We start from the raw sequence: 18,715 nt of genomic DNA on the forward strand, positions 1-18,715 counted from the left end.
TTAATCGTTTTGCTGGCTTTAAAGCTATTTAAAAAGCAAAAAATCAAGCAAACTAGATACAAAAGCGATAGCGGCGATACGGTGAAAAGCCGTGCCGAGCTCATCGTGGCAAATTGGCTGTTTTACCGCGGCATAGATTTTATCTACGAGAAAAAAGCGCCGACCAAAGAGCGCGTCGTTAGCGATTTTTACCTAACGCAAAGCGAAATTTATATCGAATTTTGGGGCCTTGAGACGCCGCAATACTTAAAAAGAAAAAGCAAAAAAATCAAAATTTACAAGAAAAACCGCCTAAAACTTATCCAAATGAACGACGACAGCCTGCGCGATCTAAACGCATTTTTCGCTAAAGAATTTGCAAGGCTCGGTGCAAAATATCAAATCAAGCCTAAACAGTAAAATTTATCAAATTTAAATGCTTCCGTCTTTGTCGCAATTTTGTATGCAAATAGAATACAAAACGCAAGAAGATGGCAGTTAAATTCGATGGATACAAAATTTATTAAATTAGAAAATCGACTATTTAAAAGTGTTTGCGGTTGTTCAAAAAACAGATTTAAGTGTCGGTATCGCAACCGTAGTTGTCGGTCTGGGAGTGGGTGATAAAACCGTGCAGGCAAGGCGCGAGGTAGGACGTTAAGATGATTTGCCGCTCGCGTAACGTCAAACAGGCGTGTCTGCACTTTTAGGTCGGCAAATTTGCTCCAAAACAGTAAGCAGTTAGCGGCGAGTTTGATCAAATTTGGTCGTCGCCATAAAACGGCCTAAATCCTATCGTGCGTATTTTTAAAGGTTTGGCAAATTTAACCAAAATAAAGACGCGCAAAATTTACCTTACGCATATTATTATCGCTAAATTGAACATTAGCATTTTCAAGGTGCGGGTTATGCCCAAAATCGGTCAAATTTGATAAATCCGTAAAAATTAAACAAAAACTTACAAGCCTGGTCGCTTCGTTTAAATTTAACCAAAGTTTGTTCATGCCGCGTCTGGCTACGCCTAAAAGTCCGTAAAATCTCAAGCCAAGCCCGCGCAAAAGCCTAAATTTAAAGCTAAAAATGTATAATTATCCTAAATTTTTAAACAAGGAATAACAATGGATAGAGTTGAGCAGGCCATAAATGACATCAAAAACGGCAAAATGGTCGTCATGGTCGACGACGAGGATCGCGAAAACGAGGGCGATCTGGTATTTGCGGCGACCTTTAGCGACACGCAAAAGGTAAATTTCGCCATAACTCACGCAAAAGGCGTGCTATGCCTCGCGCTAAACGAGGAGATCGCAAAGAGGCTTGAGCTAAATTTGATGGTGGATAAAAACACGTCCTGCCACGAGACGGCGTTTACCGTCACTATAGACGCTAAAAATACGACCACGGGCGTGAGCGCCTACGAGCGCGACGTCACGATCCGTTTGGCTGCCGATCCGATGTCAAAGCCGCAGGATTTCGTGCGCCCTGGACATATCTTCCCGCTCATCGCTAAAAAAGGCGGCGTGCTAAGCCGCACGGGGCACACCGAAGGCTCGGTCGATCTATGCAAATACGCAGGTCTAACGCAAGCAGCCGTTATCTGCGAGATCGTAAAAGAGGACGGAAATATGGCTCGCAGACCCGATCTAGAGGAGTTTTGCGAGAAATTTGGGCTAAATATGGTCTCGGTCTCCGAGCTAGTTCAATACCGCCTAAAACACGAAAGCCTAATCGAGATAAAAGAAAAAAACGCGGCTAAGATAGCGGGCTTTGACGCCCTAAAATGCGATATCCTAGATCACAAAGGCGAGCGACACTATGCTTTTGTTTTCGGCGAGATAAAGGACAAAACCGCGGTCAAATTTCATCAAATTTCAAGCGATGTGGAGCTACTGTGCTCGGATAAATTCGATGATTTGCGAGACTCGCTCGAGTATCTATCCAAAAACGGCGGCGTCGCGATGTTTTTGCAGGGCGAGGAAAAGTGCGGCGGACAGGTCAAGGACTACGGCATCGGCGCGCAAATTTTACACAAACTAGGCGTCAGCCGGATCGAGCTTTTAAGCGCGAATAAAAACAAAGATTTCGTCGCGTTAAAAGGCTTTGGGCTTGATATCGCGGGCTATAAAGAGTAACGCAAGCGGGCCTAGCGAGGTAGCGCGGGTATTTGCCAAGACGCTAAATTTGGGGCTTTTGTACGCGGACAAAAAGGGCGTCATAAAATTTATAAATAAAAAATTCGAGCGGATTTTCGCTCTAGCGCCCAAGGTTTTTTACGGAGCGAAATTTGACGAGATGATCGCTGCGGCACAGGGGCTTGGCGAGCTAAAGAGCTTTAAAAATCTCAAAAATAGCCCGCTAAACTCGAGCGATTTTGTAGTAAAAAAGGACCAAAAATGCTTCAGGCTAAACGTTTCAAACGTGCTTGAGGGCGGGGTGAAATTTGACGGATTTATCCTCGCGGTCACCGACGTCACGCACGAAGCGGAGCTAGAAAAAAAGGAGCTTGAGCATAGGCGCTCGGTGCTAGCTCACGCCAAAACCGCGCTGGTCGGCGAGATGATAAACTCCATCTCGCATCAGCAGCGTCAGCCTCTAAGCGCACTGGGGCTGTATTTAGATAATATAGAGGAGTGCGCGCTCGAGGGCGAATTTGAGCGCATACCGGCTCAAATCGCAGCCTGCAAAAAGAGCCTAAGGCTAATGGACGAAACGATAAAGGCGTTTAGAAATTTTTACGCCAGCGGCGAGGCGGTGGCGAAATTTTATCTCGTTAATATCATAAACGAGCTTATTTTGATAGTGCGGCCAGAGCTAAACTCTCACGGTATAGAGCTAAAATTTGCTCATGATGGCGGCAAGTGCGAGCTAAAAAGCATTGCTAGCTACGTGAGGCAAATCTTGCTCTCTTTGCTCTCAAACGCCAAGGACGCGCTAGTTGAAAGCGGATGCGAAACGCCGCAAATTTTGATCGAGCTAAAGAGGGCGGGCGAGCTATTTTGCGTGAGCGTGAGCGATAACGGCGGTGGAGTCAAGGCTAGTAGCGATAAAATTTTCGAGCCGTTTTTTACGACGAAAAATATGGGCACGGGCACGGGGCTAAACGTAGCTAGGGAGCTCGCCGTAAAAAAGCTAGGCGGCGCGCTGGAGCTTGAAAGAGCGGCGAATCCGACTAAATTTACGTTATTTTTGGGCGAAATTTAGACGAGGCGATAAATTTAAAAATTAGTTTGCAAACTTAAGAAAGACAAGCAAGAAACGAGGCTAGCGTGTATAGCAAAATAAAAAATATCTTAAACGGCGTAAATTTACTCATCGTCGAGGACGACGAGAGCCTGCGCGAAAGCATCAAAATATCTGTAGAAAACTACGTGAGCGAGGTTTACGCCTGCGCAAACGCCAAAGAAGCGCTGGAAGTTTTTGAAGCAAAGGGCGTAAATTTGGTGCTTTCTGATATCAACATGCCGCATATGAACGGGCTTGAGATGGCGGCTCGCATCAGGGGGCTGGATAAAGACGTGCCTATTATATTTCTTACTGCATACGGTAGCGACGAGAACGTGCTTAGCGCGATAGAGCTGGGTAGCTTTGGCGTGCTAAAAAAGCCGTTTGAAAAGCGCGATCTAATCATGCAAATGAGCTTTGCGGCGAATAAATTTAAAAACGATTTCGCCCAGGTCGATCTAAAAAACGGCTTTAAATTTAACGCCTTTAGTAGGCAGCTAACAAAGGACGGCCGGTCTGTGGCGCTAACGAAAAAAGAGCAAAATTTACTCCATCTTTTTCTAAAAAATCAGGGCCGCGTCGTGAGCTTTGAGATGATCGAGGCGTGCGTCTGGCAGGATGGTAGCTGCACCGCTGACGCGATACGAAGCTTCGTCTATAAACTACGCAAAAAACTCTACCCCGAACTCATCCAAAACGCGCAGGGCAGCGGATATGCGCTTGTCCTAGCCGAGCAAAATCAACGAACCGTGAGTCAAACGAGCTATATCTGAGGCAAGACGGCTTAATCAAAATCATGGTTTAAATACAAAACGCGGCGCTTTTAAATTTGGCGTCTGCAAAAGACCGCAACGATAAATTTGAGCCAAAACTCGGCGATTTTAATCCGTTTAAATTTTACGTTTCTTAAAAGCGTAAATTTAGCATAAATTAAAATTTAAGTCGTAAAATGCGAATTGCTAATTTTAAAAATATCAAGGAGATAAAATGCAAATAAATTCGCAAGAAGTAACGCAGGCGCCTGGAAATAACACCGTCTTTCAAACTTGGCTGTTAAGCGGCGACGAAAACGCCTGTAAAAAAGGCTTTGAGAGGCTTTGCGCTTTGGTGGTAAATTTAAACAAAACGGCAAAAGTAAGGTTTGGCGCGGAAGCGAACGTAAACTGCGTAATCGCCGTCGGGCACGACGCATGGCTAAAACTAGGACTCCCGCAACCGCTACCAAAAGAGCTTGTAAATTTTAAAGCGATAAAAGGCGATAAGCACGAAGCCGTAAGCACCGCGGGCGATATCCACGTGCATATTAGGGCGCTTGATGCGGCGGATTGCTTTGATATGGCGCAAAATGTAAAGGCCGAGCTTTTTAAATTTGCCAAGCTCGCAGACGAAACTCAGGGTTTTAAATACCACGACGGCAGGGCTATCATCGGCTTTGTAGACGGTACGGAAAATCCAAACGGCGAAGACAGGGACTTTTTTGCCAAAGTCGGCGACGAAGACGCGAAATTTAAGGGCGGAAGCTATGTGTTCGTGCAAAAATATAAACACAAAATGAGGGAGTGGAATGCAACTAGCGTGAGCGAGCAAGAAAAAGTCATCGGCCGCACTAAGGCAGACGACATCGAGATGAGCGAGGATGAAAAGCCTAGCAACTCGCACTCCGCCGCGGCAAACGTAGGAGATGATAAAAAAGTTGTTCGTGGAAATATGCCTTTTGTCGAGGGAAGCGTGACGGGGACGTACTTTATCGCGTATGCTAGCACGTTTTCGACGGTTGAAGCGATGCTAAATAAGATGTTTATCGGCGAGCCGCGCGGCAACTCGGATAGATTGCTTGATTTTAGCACGCCGATCACCGGAGCGCTATTTTTTGCGCCTACTTTTGATATGCTCTCAAGCTATAGCGCAGAGTAGGATTTTTCGGCTCGCGAACTCTCCTAAATTTCGGACGTTTTGCGGGCTGCCGCTTTAAATTTTGCTTTCAATAACCTCGCTAAATTCGCTTTTAAAATTTAAAACTAAGATTAGTATTTTTTCGTAAGCTTTTACCGCTAAATTTACAAATTTTGCTTGCAAATTTACGGTATGAACCGCGCAAATATAAAATTATATTTTCATAAAATCATACTTTCATCATACTTTTCTTATATAATCCTTTTACATTTTAAATTTAAGGGAGCAAAATGAAAAAAATCCTACTATCAAGCTTGCTAGCCTGTTCGCTCTTTGCAGCGGGCGAGGTGTATAGCCCATCGGTAAAAGATGTTTACGCCGATGCGACGTCGCAAAAAAGCATAGGCAGGCTCTTGCCGACGAACGGGGTTAAAATTTTAGCCACGCAGGGCGACCGCGTGAAAATCTCCGTCAAAGGCTACCAAAATCCCGCCGTTAGCAACGTTGTTTATTTTAGTGACTCCGAGCGCGTCATCGCCGTGGCGTTTGCCAAAACCGCGACGCCTGATATAAAGGTCGTAAAAAAGGGCGCTAACGGCAAATGGGACGAGGTTGAGACCGTGGTCTATGCGCAAAAAGACGGCTTTACAAGCGATCTAGGCGGGCTTTTTGCTAAGGGCGGCGAACTTTACAAAGAAAGCTGCGGAGCGTGCCATTCGCTGCATCAAACCACGCACTACAAGGCAAATCAGTGGCCTAACCTGCTAAAATCGATGATCGCGCGAACGGCGATCGGCAAAGACGACGAGTGGCTGGTGATACAGTACTTGCAAAAGCACTCTGCTGACGTAAACGTGGCGAAAAAGTAAAAAGCGGCGCGTAAATTTGACGAGGATTTACGCCTGGCGCACCCGCAAATGGACGAGATTTGTGGGAGCTAAACCCATAAAAGTCGCGGCGAAGCGGCTGTTTTTAAAACGCCGAATTTGAAGGTTCGGCGGATAGTAAATTTAGCGTACAAAACGAGATATACGCTAAATTTGAGCGGCTGCTTTACGGGCCAAGTTGTGCGAATGAGTCTTTTAGTCGTCAAATTTGACTCGCTGGACGAGAGAGCGGTCAAATTTGAGTGTAAAAGCTTAAATTTGAGTCCGTACTAAGGCGCGGCTCATTGGCTGATAAAAAAAGCCGAATTAAAATCGCTTTTATAAAGAAGCGGCGTGTTTTAGGTGGGTCGAGTGAGCGTAGTTCCCCGTCGTGTCTGCTTGCAGTTGCGAGCGAATGCGATGTAAAAAGGCTGGCTTTGCTAGTCTGCGAAGTAAATTTTAACAGGGTACCCTACGCAGTAGGGACTTCAGGTGGGTGCAGGGAGTATTTATACTCCCGCTCGGAGGTCGGACTTTGTTTGACCGAGAAGTAAAAACAAAAAAATGTGCCGAATTTACGCCGCTTTCGAAAGAAGCGGTGTGCTTCAGGTGGGTGCAGGGAGTATTTATACTCCCGCTCGGAGGTCGGACTTTGTTTGACCGAGAAGTAAAAACAGGGTACCCTACGCAGTAGGGACTTTAGGTGGGTCGAGGGAGCGTAGCTCCCCGTCGTAAAGACTGGCTTTGCCAGTCTGCGAAGTAAAAATAGGAGAGAAAAATGAACCTACAAAGACGAAATGTATTAAAAGGCGGAGCGGCGCTTGCGGCGGCTCCTTTGTTTTCTAGCGTAACGGCGTCAAATTTACTCGGCGCCGAGCTAAATACGGCAAACGTACGTAACGGCGAGGTGCTAACGGCCGCTCACTGGGGCATGCTAAAAGTTAGCGTCAAAGACGGCAAGATCGTAAAATCAGAGCCGTTTCAAAAAACGAGCGAAGTGTTTAATCCATTGCAGCACTACACCGCCGACATGGTCTACAAATCACGCATAAAATACCCGATGGTGCGCAAAAGCTACCTAGAAAATCCGGACTCGCCAAAACCCGAACTAAGAGGTAAAGACGGATGGGTACGCGTACGCTACGAGGACGCGATAAAACTAGTAGCTAGAGAGCTAAAAAAGACGAGAAAACAAAAGGGGCTAGAGGGCGTATTTGCGGGCAGCTACGGCTGGAAATCAAGCGGTAACGTGCATAACTCGAGAATTTTACTTCATAGATTTATGAACCTTAGCGGCGGATTTGTTGGGTCTCTTGGCGATTATTCTACGGGCGCTAGCCAGATCATCATGCCTCACGTCGTGGGTAGCATCGAGGTCTACGAGCAGCAAACCAGCTGGCCTGTAGTACTAGAAAATTCAAAAGTAGTCGTCATCTGGGGCGCAAACCCTATGGCAACGCTACGCATAGCGTGGACTAGCACCGACGAGCAGGGCTTTAAGTACTTTGAAGAGCTTAAAAACAAAAAAGATATCAAAGTGATCATCATCGACCCAATCAGAAGCGAAACGGCGCAGTACTTTGATAAGGCCGAGTGGATAGCTCCAGTGCCAAACACCGACACCGCGATGATGCTAGGCATGATGCACTACCTATACGAGAGCGGCAAATACGATAAAAACTTCATCGAGACCTATACGAGCGGCTTTGATAAATTCCTGCCGTATCTGCTCGGTAAAACCGACGGCACGCCTAAAAATTTAGAGTGGGCGAGCAAAATTTGCGGCCTAAAAGCAAGCCTTATAAAAGAGCTTGCCGATACCTTCGCCGCTAACCGCACGATGATAATGAGCGGTTGGGGTATGCAGCGCGCGCATCACGGCGAGCAGCCGCACTGGGCGATGGTGACTTTGGCGGCGATGCTAGGACAGATCGGACTTCCTGGCGGAGGTTTTGGCCTTAGCTACCACTACTCAAACGGCGGCGCTCCGACTTGCAAAGGCGCGGTCATCGGCGGCGTAAATAGCGCAAGCGTGGGTAAATTTAACGACGAGGGCGAGTTTATCGGTACCGATAGCGGAGAATTTGACGCAAACGGCCGCTTCGTCGCTAAAGCCGCGGCGGTTGCTGGTACGGGTCAAAGCTGGCTGCAAAAGGCGACAAACTATGCATTCCCGGTCGCTCGTATCGCGGACGCCCTGCTAAATCCAGGCAAAGTGATCGATCACAACGGTAAGAAAATCACGTATCCCGATATCGACTTTATCTACTGGGTCGGCGGCAATCCTTTCGCCCATCATCAAGAAACCAACCGCCTGCTAGAAGCGTGGCGCAAACCTCGCACGGTAGTCGTAAACGAGGCATACTGGACGCCGACGGCTAAGATGGCCGATATCGTATTTCCAACCACCACTGCATACGAGCGCAACGACGTAACTATGACGGGCGACTACTCGAATATGAACATCGTGCCGATGAAGCAAGTCGTGGAAAAATACGCCGAAGCTCGCGACGACTATCAAATTTTCACCGATCTTTGCAAGGCGTACGCTAAAAATTTAGTCGTCGCCTACACCGACAACGGCAAGGACGAATTTGACTGGATCAAAGAGTACTACGGTGCGGCGTACGAGCAGGTCAAGGCCATACCTGATTTTGAAACGGATATGAAGCCGTTTGAGGAGTTTTGGAACGAAAATAAACCGGTAACTTTTGCCTCGACGCCTGAGAGCGATACGTGGGTGAGATTTGGCGAGTTTAGAGAGGATCCGGTGTTAAATCCGCTAGGAACGCCAAGCGGTCTAATCGAAATTTACTCCGAAACCATCGAGAAAATGGGTTATGACGACTGCGGCGCGCATCCGATGTGGTTTGAGCCGGTCGAGTGGCTAGGCATGAAAGATAAACCTGCCGAGCTACACATGTTAAGCCCGCATCCGACCGATCGCCTCCACTCGCAGCTAAACCAAACATCTCTACGCGAAAACTACGCGATCGCAAACCGCGAGCCGATCTGGATACACCCTAAAGACGCCGCGAAAAAAGGTATCAAAACGGGCGATTTGGTTAGGGTATTTAACGCGCGCGGCGAAGTGCTAGCGGGCGCATACGTGACGCAAGATATCAAAGAGGGCGTCGTTAAGCTAGCTGAAGGCGTATGGTACGACGGATTTGACGCGGGTCTTTGCAAAAACGGCTCGCCAAACGTCCTAACTATCGATATCCCGACTAGCAAGCTAGCTAACGGTAACATCAGCCACACCGCGCTCGTAAATATCGAGAAATTTACGGGCAAGGCGCCTGAGCTAACGGCGTTTAGCGATCCGAAATTTGCTTAAATTTGAGGCCGCAAGCTAAAATCTGCGGCTTAAATTTGATAAAACCTCGCCTGGTTAAATTTGACTCGGCGAGGCGTTTAAAATTTAACCGTTAAATTTAACTCGGAGCGGTATAAATTTGGATTAAATTTATACCGTTTCTTCATACGAATTTACCCATTTTTTACCCCGTTTTTTCCGCTTTAAACGGATTTTTTATATTTTCATTCGCAGGCTTGTATAAATTTGGATCAAATTTTGCTTTTAAAGCTAAGTTTATGCTAAATTTCAATTTTATTTAACTTTGAAAGTAGTAGAATAATTTTTTAATTTAAGAAAAAATATAAGGAGAGAAAATGCGTTCTATCACGAATAAGATCGCGTTGATGCTCATCGTCGCGCTGATTGTTTCGTTTGCCGCTATTTCGGCGGTTAGTTATTATACGGCCGAGAGTAAGGTTGTTCAGCTCGTCAGCCAAAATCAGGCTCAAATTTTAAAAGACGTCGACGCGGTCACCGATTCGTTTTTTCACGACTATATGGAAGTTGCGAAAAAAATCGCTGCTGCCGTGGGCAATACCGATAACGACGGCGACGCATATATGGCGCAGCTGAAATTTCAAAAGTATAATGCAAATTCTTTGATTTCGTTTGTATTTTTCGGTCGCGAAGATGACGGATATTTTTTCCAATCCGACGACACTAGACTAACTCCCGAAAAAGACAACTACGACCCTCGCAAACGCGGCTGGTACATGGACGCAAAAGCTAAAAACGGAGCTATCTATACCGAGCCTTACAAACCTGCTACATATAATGGACTGGTTGTTAGTTTCGCCGCTCCGGTTACAAAAAACGGTAAATTTATGGGCGTTATAGGCTTTGATATCCAGATCGACGCTCTAAGTAAAAAGATCCTCGATATGGGCAAAACCGAATACGGGTATGTCTACGTGATGAATAAAGACGGCGTGATGCTAATCCACTCAAATCCAGATAATATCGGCAAAGCAGTCGAGTCTACGCTATATCTTTCAAAACAATATTCAGAAAAGAAATATGACAAAAATGGCTTGATACCTTACGTCAACTACAAAGGCGAAAGCGTAACGGCAAAACTCATACCTATCAACGAGCAAGGCTGGCTAGCGGTCGCAGCTATCGGAGCAAATACCTTTTCTAGCAACACTTTGCCGCTCTTAAAAGCTCAGCTCGTGCTAGCTACGGTGTTTATCATCGCGCTTTCGCTATTTGTTTACGTACTGCTTAAAAAATCGCTAAGCCCGATAAAAACTATCCAAGAAAAGCTTGACGACACGTTTAAATTTATCACTTACGAGACGCAAAAAGCTCCCGATAAACTAAAAGTTACTACAAAAGACGAATTTGGACTAATGAGCTACGCCATAAACGAAAACATCGACAAAGTCATAGACGGTATCAAAAAAGATAGTGCGATGATAGATGAGCTAAACGGCGTAGCAAACAAGATGATCAGAGGAAATCTCGGCGCCAAGATCGCCCAGACGCCTAACAACCCTGCGCTAGTCGAGCTAAAAGAGCTATTAAATCGCTTCTTTGCCTCCATCTCGTCAAATTTAAAAGATATCGCCGCGGTGCTAAACGCATACAATAAAAACGACTACACCTCCCGCGTGGATATAAAAGACGACATCGAAAGCGACCTGCGCGATATGATGCTAGGACTACAAAGCGCAGGCGATGCGGTGTGCAACATGCTAAGAGAAAATCTAAGCGAAGCTCAAAGCCTAGAAGAGAAGGCAAAAGTGCTAGCCGACTCTATGAGAGAGCTAACGCAAGGCGCAAGCAAACAAGCAAGTGCGATCGACGAGAGCGCGGCCGCGATCGAGCAGATGAGCAGCTCGATGAACGCTATTAGTCAAAAAACCGTCGACGTTATGAGACAAAGCGAAGAGATCAAAAACATCATCGTGATCATCCGAGATATCGCAGATCAGACGAATTTGCTAGCTCTAAATGCAGCTATCGAGGCGGCGCGCGCAGGCGAGCACGGACGCGGCTTTGCCGTCGTGGCCGATGAGGTTAGAAAGCTTGCCGAACGTACTCAAAAATCGCTCGGCGAGATCGAAGCTAATGCAAACGTACTGGCTCAAAGCATCAACGAGATGAGCGAGAGCATCAGAGAGCAGAGCGAAGGCATAAATATGATAAATCAAAGCGTAAGTCAGATCGACGATATCACTAAACAAAATATCGGCATCGTCGATACCACAAACGAGATCACCTCTCAGATCGACGATATGGCTAAAAATATCGTCGCGGACGTTAGGAAAAATAAATTTTAAATTTAGAATGTCAAATTTAGGGGTTTTGGCCCCTAAATTTGGCTCTTGCTGCTGATTTAACCCCGATAAAATAAAAAACCAAAACCTTAAATTATTATTTAATATTTAATTTACTATTCTAAGATTAATAATATTTAATACAAAAAGTTATAAAATCGCGTATTAAACTTTTAATAAAGGGAAAGTAAATGCGCTCAATCGCAAACAAAATATCGTTGATGCTCATCTTGGCGCTTTTTATATCGTTTTCGGCGATATCTTTAGCTAGCTATAATACGGCTCATAATAAGACCGTAGACCTAGTGATTCAAACTCAAAAGCAAATTTTAAAAGACGTTAAAGTCATGTTGACTAACTTTTTTGAGAGCAATCAGTACGCCATAGAAAAGATGGCCGATAGTCTAGCTAAAATAGGCGAAAAAAGCGACGGCGAAAGAAACGCGGACGGTATAAATTTCGCTTTATCTCAGGCAAAAGCCGTATCCGGAAAAGAGATCGCTCTCATTTATGCCGGATATGAGGACGGAGCTATGTTTAGGTCAAACGGCCAAAATAAAGCAGGATACGATCCGAGGGTAAGAGGCTGGTACAAGCAAGCTAAAGCCGAAGGCAGGCCGACGTATACCGATCCATATATGGCCGCTTCGTTAAATGCGATGGTTATAACATTTGCCGCGCCTATCAAAAACGTCGGAGTGGCCGGCATAGACGCATCTATCGAGGCGCTAAGCGATAATATATCTCAAATCAGCAAAACCGCATATAGCTACGCTTTCGTCGTCGATCAAAATAGCAACGTTATCATACACCCAAACAAAGATCTAGTCGGCAAGCCTAACGACATAGTTAAAAGCATAATCAAGCAATACCAAGAAAAGAAATTTGACGAAAAAGGGCTGATAGCATATAAAAATGGCAAGGGCGAGGACGTTTACGCCTATATGCTTGAGCTAAACGATAAAGGCTGGTTCGCGGTAACGGCGATGGATCAAAATATCTTTAGCACGCACACCTTGCCTATCTTAAAGATTCAGCTTATCTTGGCCGCTATATTTATAGTCGTTTTATCGGCAATCGTGCATCTCTTGCTCAAAAGATCGCTTAGCCAGATCAATACGATAACTAGCGCTTTGATCAGCTTCTTTAAATTTTTAAATTTCGAGACAAAAGAGCCCGTCGTTTCAAAAGTAAACACAAAAGACGAATTCGGCGTAATGAGCAAGCTGATAAACGACAATATAGCTAAAATTTGCGACAACGCTAGCCAAGACGCCAGAGCGGTATCTCAGTCCGTAGAGGCCGCAAAGCAGATAGAAAACGGAAATTTAAGAGCTAGGATAACCGACAACCCGGCCAACCCGAAACTAGTCGAGCTAAAAGACGTTTTAAATAAAATGCTAGATGTTTTGGAGCACAAAGTCGGTAGCGATCTAAACGTGATCCAAAAAGCTTTTAACGATTTTAGAAAATCTGATTTCACGTCAAGGATCGCAGACGCCAAAGGCGACGTCGAGCTCGTTACGAACGAACTTGGCGAAGAGATAGCCGGTATGCTCGCGTTTAACCTAGAAAAAGCTCAAATTTTAGAAGAAAAAGTCCATATGCTAGACGAATCCATGAAGCAAGTAGCTCAGGGCGCTAGCACGCAGTCAAATTCTCTCCAAGAAAGCGCCGCAGCCGTAGAGCAGATGAGTAGCTCGATGAACGCTATTAGTCAAAAAACCGTCGACGTCATTAGGCAAAGCGATGAGATCAAGCATATCATCGTGATCATCCGCGACATCGCCGATCAGACGAATTTGCTAGCACTTAATGCAGCCATCGAGGCGGCGCGCGCAGGCGAGCACGGACGCGGCTTTGCCGTCGTGGCCGACGAGGTTAGAAAGCTAGCCGAACGCACGCAAAAGAGTCTCGGCGAAATCGAAGCCAACACAAACGTCCTGGCTCAAGGGATCAACGAGATGAGCGAAAACATCAAAGAGCAAAGCGAAGCTATAAATATGATAAATCAAAGCATTGCCCAGGTCGATGAGCTCACTAAACAAAACGTTAATATAGCCAACGCCACGAGCAGGGTAACTAGCGAAGTGGACAACATGGCAAAAGCTATCGTAGAAGACGTTAGGAAAAAGAAATTTTAATCCATCAAAACGGCAAGTTTGGATAAATTTGGCTTGCCGTTTTGATTTGACTCCTTTTATTTTGACTGCAAGGCGCTAGTAAATTTAATCGCTTTGCAGCTTTCTCTTATTTTTTTATTTTAAATTTGCACCCTTTTGAGCTAAATTTGCCGTAAAATTTGACTATAATTTTGCAAAGGATAAATCATGCAAGAGTGGGCTTTATGGGCGCTGGCTTCGGCGGTTTTTGCCGCGCTTACGGCGATTTTCGCCAAAGTCGGGCTTGAGGGTATAGACTCAAATTTCGCGACCTTTATTAGGACGCTCGTTATCGCGGCGGCGCTGGTTTTGTTTCTAACTTATGCCAAAAAGTGGCAGCCCCTTGGCGAGCTTGGCGCGCGAAATTGGCTATTTTTAACGCTTAGCGGACTTGCGACGGGCGCGTCGTGGTTGGCGTATTTTAAAGCGCTTCAGATGGGTTCTGCGTCGCAGGTAGCGCCCATAGATAAGCTTAGCGTCGTTTTGGTCGTTGTTTTTGCGGTTATATTTTTAGGCGAGCGCCCGAGCGCGCGAGAGTGGATCGGTATCGCGCTGATTGCTAGCGGCGTGTTTATGCTGGTTTTTGCGGATAAATAGTATCAAGTAACGGGAGTTAAATTTGGAGAAATTTAAAGAAAAAATCAAAAACTCGTATTTGTATGTAGTTTTTATAAAAAGGGGATTTTACGGTAACGGCTCTGCCTTAAGAAGTATCTTTTCGGCATTTTTGATGGCTATGGTCGGTTTGTGTCTTACTTTGATCCTGTTTGTTATCAAGGATATGGTCTTTTATAGCGATTATAAACCGCTAAACGAACTAACGAAAAACGTAGGAACGGTGGAGTCCGCAAACTACGGTCTAAAAGGCGACGGAAAGCTAAAACTGAGGCTGGATGACGGCCGGGCGGTGTCATACTACATAGATAGTAGAGATGACGAGACGTATAGACCGCTCATAAAAAAGAAGGCGGTTATATATAGCAAGGTAATGCCGCTAGGTAACGAAATCTTGCAGCTAGAAGACGATGCGGGCAAGGTTTACGTCAAATATAGCTACGAAGATGAACTGCAAACGCCCCAGAAAAACATGGATCTTATCTACGCATGCTTAAAAATAGCCGCCTTTTTTCTGTTTATAGTGTGGTTTTTAAATCGTAGAGATCTCGCGCAAGCCAAGGGTAAAAAGTAAAATTTAGCGGTATGCGCCGGCTTAAGAGATGTTTTTGGCTGTTGTTTTTTGAGTGGGGTTTTGGACGATAAATTTTGCTATCCGGCAAGGCGGCACAAGCGGCTAAAGCGGCGCGGTTTTGAGTCAAATTTGCGTTTTTGTTTGCGGTTTAAATTTATTTTTACCTTTTTGCGGATAGATTTTCGCCTCAAATTTATCGGTGACTTTGTATTTAAATTTGAGTTTTGAAACGGGCTGAGTTTATTTGCTTGCTGGATTTAGACTTTAGTAAATTTGCTCGGTTTAGTCGGCAAATTTACCTCGCGTTTTGCCGACTAAAAACGGTGCCGTACTTCGTGTAGTCAGGTTTGAGCTTAACTAAAATTAAGCCGTCAAATTTGTGCTTGTTTGGACGAATTGCACTGTTAAATTTTAAAGACGCTAAGCTTTGTCTTTAAATTTCGCTTCATGCTCCAAAAGCCAAATTTTAGTCGCTAGCCCTTCGCCGCCGCTGTATCCGCCAAGGCCGTTTGAGGCGACGACTCTGTGGCAAGGCACGATGATTGGGATTTTGTTTTTTGCGTTTGCCGAGCCTGCTGCGCGAAATGCCTTCGGTCGCCCGGTCATCGCTGCGAGCTTGGCGTACGTGACGCGCTGCCCGTAAGCGATCTTTTGCAGATTTTCGTAAACGCACCTCTGAAATGCCGTGCCGCCGATATTTAGCCGCGTTTTAAAGGTTTTTAGCTCGCCTTTAAAATACCTTTCAAGCTCGCTTAAGCAAAGCTTTAAATTTGCATCCGTTACGTCCGTGCGGACGAATTCTCGCACGAAATTTATCTCGCAAACTCCGCTCTCGTCGCCGCAAATCTCCAAAACGTCGATAGGCGAGTTAAAATACGCTTTTTGCATCGTAATTCCTTAAAATCAAGTGCTTAAATTTAGCCAAATTTCGCTTTGTTTTGCTAAAATTACGTAAATTTTAATAAGGATAAACGATGGATTTTTTTACCGAATACGAAAAGCATGTAAAAGAGCGCGAGGCCCTAGGCGTGCCGCCGCTACCGCTAAACGAGGAGCAAACGAGGGAGGTTTGCGAGCTTTTAAAGCTTGAAAGCGCGCACGAGAGGGAGTGTCTAGGCTTGCTCTCAGGACGCGTGCCACCGATGGAGCCGGGCGGTGAGGGCGAAGCGATTATCGCCGCAAGGCTAGACGAAAATCAAAAGAGGGTAAAGCGGCTCGTAAATTTACTCGCAAGTCGCGTAAATCCGGGAGTAGACGACGCAGCGAAGGTAAAGGCGGAGTTTTTAAACGAGATTATAAATCACGGGCTTGAGATAAGCGGTCTTGACAAAATCGCCGCAGTAAATTTACTGCGACCGATGCTTGGCGGATACAGCGTCATCGTGCTGCTTGAGAGTCTAAAAAACGGCGACGAGGTCGTAGCACAGGCCGCCTGTAACGTGCTAAAAGAGACGATTTTCGTGCATGATTATTTTAACGACGTAGCAGAGCTTGCAAAAAGCAATAAATTTGCGCTAGAAGTCTTGCGTTCGTGGGCGGAGGCTGAGTGGTTTAAGGCGCGCGAGAGCCTGCCTAGGCGTATCAGGGCGGTTATCTTTAAGGTTGCCGGCGAGACCAACACCGACGATCTAAGCCCGGCTAGCGAGGCCTATACGCGCTCAGACATCCCGCTGCACGCAAACGTGATGCTAGTTAAGCGTCAGCCGGGTAGTCTGGAGACGATCAATGAGCTTAAAAAAAGCGGGCTCGAGGTCGTCTACGCAGGCGACGTCGTGGGCACGGGCAGTAGCCGAAAGAGCGGCATAAACTCTATCCAGTGGCACCTCGGGCGCGAGATAGAGGGCGTGCCGAACAAAAAAACGGGCGGCATCGTGATAGGCACGGCTATCGCGCCGATATTTTTTAACACCGCCGAGGATAGCGGCGCGCTACCGATCGTGGCCGACGCGAGCGCGCTAGAGACGGGCGATGTCGTGGATATCTACCCGTACGCTGGCGAGATTTTCCGCGTCGGACGGGTAAATTTGAGCGCCGAGGGTAAATTTGACGCGGTTTCAATTTACGGCGAAGCTAAATTTGAAAATTTAAACGAAAATGCCAAGCCCGAAGGCGAGCCGGTCGCTCGTTTTACGCTTGCGCCAAACACGATATTTGACGAGATCAGAGCCGGCGGGCGCATACCGCTCATCATCGGCCGCTCGCTTTGCGCGAAGGCTAGAGCCGCGCTAAATTTAGGCGCAGAGGATATATTTGCGAGGCCAGCGCAGCCGAAAACGAACGAGAGCGAGGGCTACACGCTAGCTCAAAAGATCGTGGGCAAGGCCTGCGGCGTGCAGGGGGTTAGGGCAGGGCAGTACTGCGAACCTGCAACCCTAACCGTAGGCTCACAGGACACCACGGGGCCGATGACGCGCGACGAGATCAAGGAGCTGGCCAGTCTTGGATTTTCAGCTGATTTCGTGCTGCAGAGCTTTTGTCATACGGCGGCCTATCCAAAGCCTAGCGACCTTGAAACGCAAAGGACGCTGCCTAAATTTATGAGCTCGCGCGGCGGAGTGAGCCTAAGACCCGGCGACGGCGTCATACACTCGTGGCTAAATCGCATGGTGCTGCCCGACACCGTGGGCACGGGCGGCGACTCTCATACGCGCTTTCCTATCGGCGTGAGCTTCCCTGCGGGTAGCGGGCTGGTGGCGTTTGCGGCTGTGTCGGGAGCGATGCCGCTAAATGTGCCTGAGTCCGTGCTCGTGCGATTTAGCGGGCAGCTGCAAAAGGGCGTGACGCTGCGCGATCTGGTAAATGCGATCCCATACTACGCGATCAAGCGCGGGCTGCTCACGGTCGAAAAGAAGGGCAAGAAAAACGTATTTGCGGGTAAAATTTTAGAGATCGAGGGACTGGAGGAGCTAAAAGTCGAGCAAGCATTTGAGCTAAGCGATGCCTCGGCGGAGCGCTCTGCGGCGGCCTGCGCGGTAAATTTGAGCCAGCAGGGCGTCTGCGAATACGTCCGCTCAAACGTTGCTCTAATTGAGGCGATGATAGAGGCGGGCTACGAAAGTAGGGCGAGCTTGGAGCGGCGCGCGGCGAAAATGCGCGAGTGGCTAGCGGTGCCTAGCTTGCTGCGAGCCGACAAAAACGCGCGCTACGCCGAGGTGATCGAGATAAATTTGGACGAGATAACCGAGCCCATCCTAGCCTGCCCGAACGATCCCGACGACGTCGCGACTCTAAGCGAAATTTTAGCCGACAGCTCGCGCCCGCATAAGATCGACGAGGTGTTTGTGGGTAGCTGTATGACCAATATCGGCCACTACCGCGCGCTGGGCGAGGCTCTGCGGGGGCTTGGGACGCTGCCTACCAGGCTTTGGATCGCGCCGCCTACAAAGATGGATCAGGCGCTGCTAGAAAAGGAGGGCTACTACGATATCTTTCGCGCGGTGGGTGCCCGCACGGAGGTACCTGGTTGTTCACTTTGCATGGGCAACCAAGCCCGCGTAAACGACGGCGCGACCGTGTTTTCGACCTCAACGAGAAATTTTGATAACCGCATGGGCATGGGTGCGCGCGTATATCTAGGCAGCGCCGAGCTAGCGGCAGTTTGCGCCGTGCTGGGCAGGCTACCCAGCGTCTCTGAATACATGAGCATAGTACCCCAAAAGCTTGCGGGCAAAGAGGCGCAAATTTATCGCTATCTAAATTTTAATGAGATAGAAAATTTTAAAATTTAGTAAATTTGATTGCTTGGGTAAAATTTGCGGCTAAAGCTA

Annotated in this window: 12 protein-coding genes and 4 pseudogenes; 14 read left to right on the forward strand and 2 right to left on the reverse strand. The window is 47.0% G+C overall.

The window, feature by feature from the left end; all coding sequences use genetic code 11:
* A partial coding sequence (locus tag RWM02_RS00815) for a helicase IV (protein ID WP_314068446.1) occupies window positions 1-399 on the forward strand: 399 nt, incomplete at its 5' end.
* A gap of 404 nt (window positions 400-803) precedes the next feature.
* On the opposite strand, the gene RWM02_RS00820 is transcribed toward RWM02_RS00815, so the two are convergent.
* Window positions 804-983, reverse strand: a complete 180-nt coding sequence (locus RWM02_RS00820; protein ID WP_314068448.1) for a hypothetical protein — start codon at window positions 981-983, stop codon at window positions 804-806.
* Window positions 984-1,097: 114 nt separating this feature from the next.
* On the opposite strand from RWM02_RS00820, the gene RWM02_RS00825 reads away from it, so the two are divergent.
* The 12 genes and pseudogenes from RWM02_RS00825 (at window position 1,098) to RWM02_RS00870 (ending at window position 14,948) form a co-directional block, all read left to right on the forward strand.
* Window positions 1,098-2,108 carry a bifunctional 3,4-dihydroxy-2-butanone 4-phosphate synthase/GTP cyclohydrolase II gene (locus RWM02_RS00825; RefSeq protein WP_314068449.1) on the forward strand — a complete coding sequence of 337 codons (1,011 nt, stop codon included), beginning with the start codon at window positions 1,098-1,100 and terminating at the stop codon, window positions 2,106-2,108.
* Window positions 2,083-3,177, forward strand: coding sequence for a PAS domain-containing sensor histidine kinase (locus tag RWM02_RS00830; RefSeq protein ID WP_314068450.1), 1,095 nt, complete (start codon window positions 2,083-2,085; stop codon window positions 3,175-3,177). Before RWM02_RS00825 ends, RWM02_RS00830 begins: the two co-directional genes overlap by 26 nt.
* Before the next feature lie 65 nt (window positions 3,178-3,242).
* Window positions 3,243-3,971 carry a response regulator transcription factor gene (locus RWM02_RS00835; RefSeq protein ID WP_314068451.1) on the forward strand — a complete coding sequence of 243 codons (729 nt, stop codon included), beginning with the start codon at window positions 3,243-3,245 and terminating at the stop codon, window positions 3,969-3,971.
* Between the two features lie 214 nt (window positions 3,972-4,185).
* Entirely contained in the window at window positions 4,186-5,112 is a 927-nt protein-coding gene (locus RWM02_RS00840) for a Dyp-type peroxidase (RefSeq protein WP_314068453.1), read from the forward strand.
* Between the two features lie 269 nt (window positions 5,113-5,381).
* The gene (locus tag RWM02_RS00845; protein ID WP_295142721.1) at window positions 5,382-5,960 is read left to right on the forward strand and encodes a cytochrome C; all 579 of its coding nucleotides are present in this window, start codon (window positions 5,382-5,384) and stop codon (window positions 5,958-5,960) included.
* Window positions 5,961-6,735: 775 nt separating this feature from the next.
* Window positions 6,736-9,294: a molybdopterin-dependent oxidoreductase gene (locus RWM02_RS00850; protein ID WP_314068456.1), complete on the forward strand. Its 2,559-nt coding sequence runs from the start codon at window positions 6,736-6,738 to the stop codon at window positions 9,292-9,294.
* A 365-nt stretch (window positions 9,295-9,659) separates the two neighbouring features.
* Window positions 9,660-10,364, forward strand: a pseudogene (locus RWM02_RS10550) (cache domain-containing protein); the annotation flags it as partial.
* Window positions 10,365-11,198: 834 nt separating this feature from the next.
* A pseudogene (locus RWM02_RS10555) lies at window positions 11,199-11,600 on the forward strand (methyl-accepting chemotaxis protein); the annotation flags it as partial.
* A gap of 218 nt (window positions 11,601-11,818) precedes the next feature.
* Window positions 11,819-12,562: pseudogene (locus tag RWM02_RS10560) on the forward strand (cache domain-containing protein); the annotation flags it as partial.
* A gap of 774 nt (window positions 12,563-13,336) precedes the next feature.
* Window positions 13,337-13,741, forward strand: a pseudogene (locus tag RWM02_RS10565) (methyl-accepting chemotaxis protein); the annotation flags it as partial.
* A gap of 186 nt (window positions 13,742-13,927) precedes the next feature.
* The gene (locus RWM02_RS00865) at window positions 13,928-14,356 is read left to right on the forward strand and encodes an EamA family transporter (RefSeq protein WP_314068462.1); all 429 of its coding nucleotides are present in this window, start codon (window positions 13,928-13,930) and stop codon (window positions 14,354-14,356) included.
* 22 nt (window positions 14,357-14,378) lie between these two features.
* Window positions 14,379-14,948, forward strand: coding sequence for a hypothetical protein (locus RWM02_RS00870; RefSeq protein WP_314068464.1), 570 nt, complete (start codon window positions 14,379-14,381; stop codon window positions 14,946-14,948).
* Between the two features lie 420 nt (window positions 14,949-15,368).
* Here RWM02_RS00870 and RWM02_RS00875 read toward each other — a convergent pair whose 3' ends face one another.
* Window positions 15,369-15,836 (reverse strand): methylated-DNA--[protein]-cysteine S-methyltransferase, encoded by a 468-nt coding sequence (locus RWM02_RS00875; RefSeq protein WP_314068466.1) that lies wholly within the window; start codon window positions 15,834-15,836, stop codon window positions 15,369-15,371.
* Window positions 15,837-15,922: 86 nt separating this feature from the next.
* On the opposite strand from RWM02_RS00875, the gene RWM02_RS00880 reads away from it, so the two are divergent.
* Window positions 15,923-18,676, forward strand: coding sequence for a bifunctional aconitate hydratase 2/2-methylisocitrate dehydratase (locus RWM02_RS00880; RefSeq protein ID WP_314068468.1), 2,754 nt, complete (start codon window positions 15,923-15,925; stop codon window positions 18,674-18,676).
* Window positions 18,677-18,715 lie beyond the last annotated feature (39 nt).

The organism is Campylobacter showae, assembly GCF_963515975.1.
In the GTDB taxonomy this organism is placed as follows: Bacteria; Campylobacterota; Campylobacteria; order Campylobacterales; family Campylobacteraceae; genus Campylobacter_A; species Campylobacter_A showae_F.